Here is a 4,706-nt window from a genome sequence, read left to right on the forward strand (position 1 = left end):
CGACCAGACCGTCCACGCCCCCGCCCTCGGCGGCCTGCTGAAGCTGGCCGACGGCCCCGAGGGCGTCCGCACCACCCTCGCCGCCCGCGCCGAGGCCGTCAGCGGCCTCAAGCGCAGCGCCGCCGCCGACTACTGCGAGATGGCCGTGGTCGCCACCAGCACCGGGTTCACCCCGGACGTCGAGGCGCTGCACTACCCGGTGGCCCGCACCGCCGAACTCGCCGACGTGTACGCGCTGCGCGAGCACGGCGGCGTCGTCACCCGGCCCGGCGTCGTGGACGTCTTCAGCGTGCTGCGGCTCCCCGGGGAAGCCAGCTTCGCCGGGGGCGTGTTCGTCGTCGTCCGCACCCACGACTCCATCACCTGGGAGACGCTGCGGCAGAAGGGACACGTCGTCAGCCGCGACGGCCGGTACGCCTGCCTCTACCTGCCCTACCACCTGATGGGCGTCGAGACCCCGACCACCCTGCGCGACGCCGTCCTGCGCGGCATCCCCGCCGGGTCCCCCACCCCCGCCCAGCACGCCGTACTCGCCGGGCGCGCCACCCAGGACCTGTCCGCCGGGACCGTCCTCACCATGGGCGGCCACCACCACGAGGTCACCGGCGTGGCCCCCGTCCTGCTCCCCGAAGCGGACGCGCCCGCCGGCACCGCGCCGCTGTACCTGGCCGCGCACGCCACCCTCGTCCGGGACGTGGCGGCCGGTTCGCTGCTCACCCTCGACGACGTGAGCGGCTGCGACCCCGACCTGCTCGCCGCCTGGACCGCCGGGCGCGCGGCCTACCCCGGGATCCCCGTCCCCGCCCCCTGATCTCCCCCCACTCCCCCTCCCCAGGACGGCCGCAGTGACGCGGCCACGAAACAAAGAGGTTCGCCATGTCCGACGCCTACACGCTCTTCGCGTTCGGCGCGGCGATCGCGGCGCTGGTGCTGCTGATCGCCAAGTTCAAGGTCCACCCGGTGGCCACCCTGTTCATCATCGTCACCTCGCTGGGCATGGCGCTCGGCATGGGCGGCACCAAGACGATCGAGCTGATCACCACCGGCTTCGGCAACACCATGGCCAGTGTGGGTCTGCTGGTCATCTTCGGCTGTGTGCTGGGGAAGATGCTGGAGCTGAGCGGCGCCGCCCTGCGGATCACCCAGGCCGCGCTGAGCCTGTTCTCCGGGCGCAAGGTGCCGTGGGCGGTCGTGCTCGCCTCGTCGGTGGTGGGCATCCCGCTGATCGCCGACACCGTGGTGCTGATGCTGATCCCGGTGGTGTCGGCCATCGCGTTCCAGTCGAAGATGTCCATGATGCGGCTCGGCCCGATCCTGTACATCGGCGCCTACGTGATGACCTCGCTCATCCCCCCGGGCCCCGGCCCGCTGGCCGCCACCTCGCTGCTGGGCGTCGACCTGGGTGAGGCGACGCTGTGGGGTCTGGTCGTGGCCATTCCGGGCATCATCGTCGCGACGCTGTACCTGCTGACCATCAAGACGCACGTGGACCCCAAGCCCGAGTTCGTCGCGCACCTGGCCGGCCAGGGCGGCGGCACCTCCGGAGGCACGGGCGGCGCGGGCACGGGTACGGACGCGGAGGACAAGCAGGATCTCCCCCCGCTGTGGATGTCGCTGGTGCCGGTTTTCCTGCCCATCGTGCTGATCATGATGAACTCCTTCATGATCGACCTTTTCGAGGCCGACAACGCCGTCGCGAAGACGCTGGAGTTCGTCGGAGCGCCCGTCATAGCCCTGTTCCTGGGCTGCCTGTCCGCGCTGCCGCTGTTCGGCCGCCGGTGGGCGGACAAGGAAACCGTCAACGACCTGTTCGAGGCCGGTCTGAAGCTCGCGGCGCTGCCGCTGGCCCTCACCGGTGTCGGTGGCGCACTGGCCACGATCGTCCGGGACACCGAGGTGGCGGACTCCGTCGCCGACATGATCCAGGACTGGGGCCTGTCCCCGATCATCGTGCCCTTCCTGGTGGCCGCGGCCATCTGCACCATCACGGGTTCGAATATCCTCGGCGTGATGACCGCCGCCGCGATCATGGAACCGCTCGCCGAGGGCCTGGGCATCTCCGCGCTGGCCATCTACTTGGCGTGCGGCACCGGAGCGCAGATCATGAAGCACGCCAACTCCTCGGGCTTCTGGGTCACCACCACCCTGTCCAACATGACGGTCGGCCAGGGCATCCGTTCCATCGGCGTGGCCTCGGCCCTGTCCGGGGTCACCGGCTTCGCGATCGTGTACGCGCTGTACGGGTTCGGCGTCATCTGACGCCCGGGACCGGCCGGCTGACACGCTGACAGACAGACAGGCCGACACACAGACAAGGCACAGGGAGGTACGCACGTGGCCGCGGACGCGTCCCAGGACACCCCGCTGATCCCCGATCAGCGCCGGGAGCTGCTCATCAAGCTGCTGCGCGGGCACGCGGTGCTCAGCGTGCACCAGCTGACCGAGCTGCTCGGGGTCTCCCACATGACGGTGCGGCGCGACATCGCGGCACTGGAGCGGCAGGGACGCGCCGTGTCGGTGCCCGGCGGTGTGCGCATCGCCGGGCAGCTGCACCACGAGCCGAGCTTCGTCGACAAGTCGACCATGGACCAGCCGGCGAAGCTCGCCATCGCCGCCCGCGCGGGGGAACTCCTGCACGACGGCACCACCGTCTATCTGGACGCCGGCACCACCTGTCAGGCCCTGGTCCCGCACCTCGTGCGGCGCCAGGGCATGACGGTGGTGACCAACGACTTCACCACGGCCAACGCCCTGATGGGCAACCCGGACGTGGAGGTCATCCACACCGGGGGCCGCATAGAGCACGCCAACCGCTCCACGGTGGGGCGGCTCGCGGCGCAGACGCTGACCCAGCTCGCGCTGGACATCGCGTTCATCTCCACCAGTTCCTGGGACCCGCAGCGCGGGGTGACCACGCCGTCGCCCGCGAAGGTGGAGGTCAAACAGGCGGCCATGGCCAGCGCTTCGCGCTCGGTCCTGCTGGCCGGGTCCGCCAAGTACGGCACCTTCGGCATGTACCGGGTGGCCGGACTGGACGCGTTCGAGTCGATCGTGACGGACGACGGCCTGCCCCAGGCGGCGCGGGACACCCTGCGCGGCCAGGGCATCGCCACCGCCCTCGCGACAGCCACCGCTACAGAGTGATGAGCGGACTGTCACAACACTGATCGCCGGGGGTGGATGTCCGGTGCGGTAGGGCATCATCGGCCCCATGGGGATTGTCGCCGGTCTGGACAGCTCATCCGTTTACACCCGCATCGTGGTCTGTGATGCCGATACGGGCCAGGTGGTACGGCACGGACACGCCGACCACCCGGCCGCCGAAGCCACGCCCGAGGCATGGCTGCTGTCCCTGGGAGAGGCCGCCGGGGGCGGCGTCCTGGAAGACGTCTCCGCCATCGGCGTGGCCGCCCAGGCGCACGCCGTCGTCGCCCTCGACGAGACCGGCGCCCCGGTACGCGCCGCCTCCCCGCCGGTGGGCGGCGAGGACCGCGGCCGGGCCGCGGCCCTGGAGGCCGCCGCCCGGGAACTGGTCGACGCGCTCGGCGGCCCCGACGCCTGGAGCCGCGCGGTCGGCTCCGTCCCGCAGGGCGGAGCGCCGGTCGCCCGGCTGCGCCGGCTCGCCCGGGACAACCCGGAAGCCGCCCGCCGGGTGGCCGGGGTGGCCCTCGCCCAGGACTGGCTGGTGTGGCAGCTCCTCGGCCGCCCCGCCCGCATGGCCACCGACCGCGGCGGCGCCTCCAGCACCGGCTACTGGTCGCCGCTCGGCGGCGCCTGGCGCCCCGAACTCGTCGAACTCGCCCTCGGCCACGCCGTCGCCCTCCCCGAAGTCCTCGCCCCCGCCCAGCCGGCCGGCCGCACCCCCGAAGGCCAGCTGATCTCCGCCGGCACCGGGGAGACCATGGCGGCCGCCTTCGGCCTCGGCGTCGGCCCCGGCGACGCGGTCATCTCACTCGGCGCCTCCGGCTCGGTGTGCGCGGTCCACGGGGCGGCCCTGCCCCCGGACGCCAGCGGCGGCGTCACCGCCTACGCGGACGCCACCGGCCACCACCTGCCGGTGGTCCGCACCCTCAACGCGGTACGGGTCCTGCGCGGCACGGCCGAACTCCTCGGCTGCGACCTGCCCGCCCTCTCCGACCTCGCCCTCCGCTCCACGCCCGGAGCCCACGGCCTGGTCTTCCTCCCCTACCTGGCCGGCGAACGCGTCCCCGCCCTCCCGCACGCGGCGGGCACCCTCACCGGGCTGCGCCGGGAGAGCATGAAGCCCGAACACCTCGCCCGCGCGGCCTTCGAAGGCATGCTGTGCGGCCTGGCGGACGCGGCGGACGTCCTGCGCCGCAGCGGCGTCCGCATCGACCGCGTCTTCCTCCTCGGCGCGGCGGCCGACCTCCCGGCGGTCCGCGACCTGGCCCCGTCCCTGCTCGGAGCCACGGTCGTCATCCCGGCCCCCGCCACGTACACCGCCCTGGGCGCGGCCCGCCAGGCGGCCTGGTCCCTGGGCGTGGACCAGGGCACGCTGTCCCCCGACACCCCACCCAAATGGCCCGAACCGGCGGGCGAGACCTACCACCCGACGGACGAAGCCCTGGCGACGGGCACGGGCATCCGCCAGCAATTCGCGGCGGTGCGGGAGTCCACGCACGGGGAGGGGTAGGCCGTCTCTTGCGGATCTTCGCGGGGCCGCGCCGCCGGCTACTGGGGGCACC

At 72.9% G+C, this 4,706-nt stretch carries 3 protein-coding genes and 1 pseudogene; all 4 read left to right on the top strand.

Going from position 1 to position 4,706, the window contains the following annotated elements; all coding sequences use genetic code 11:
* Positions 1-811, top strand: a pseudogene (locus ACFV5N_RS24840) (homoserine dehydrogenase); the annotation flags it as partial.
* Positions 812-876: 65 nt separating this feature from the next.
* A complete protein-coding gene (locus tag ACFV5N_RS24845) occupies positions 877-2,259 on the top strand; it encodes a GntP family permease (protein WP_385603910.1) in 1,383 nt (460 codons plus the stop codon).
* 75 nt (positions 2,260-2,334) lie between these two features.
* Positions 2,335-3,144 (top strand): DeoR/GlpR family DNA-binding transcription regulator, encoded by an 810-nt coding sequence (locus ACFV5N_RS24850; RefSeq protein ID WP_385603913.1) that lies wholly within the window; start codon positions 2,335-2,337, stop codon positions 3,142-3,144.
* 67 nt (positions 3,145-3,211) lie between these two features.
* Positions 3,212-4,654 (top strand): FGGY-family carbohydrate kinase, encoded by a 1,443-nt coding sequence (locus tag ACFV5N_RS24855; protein ID WP_385603915.1) that lies wholly within the window; start codon positions 3,212-3,214, stop codon positions 4,652-4,654.
* Positions 4,655-4,706 lie beyond the last annotated feature (52 nt).

It is taken from the genome of Streptomyces sp. NPDC059853, from assembly GCF_042731495.1.
Lineage (GTDB): Bacteria > Actinomycetota > Actinomycetes > Streptomycetales > Streptomycetaceae > Streptomyces.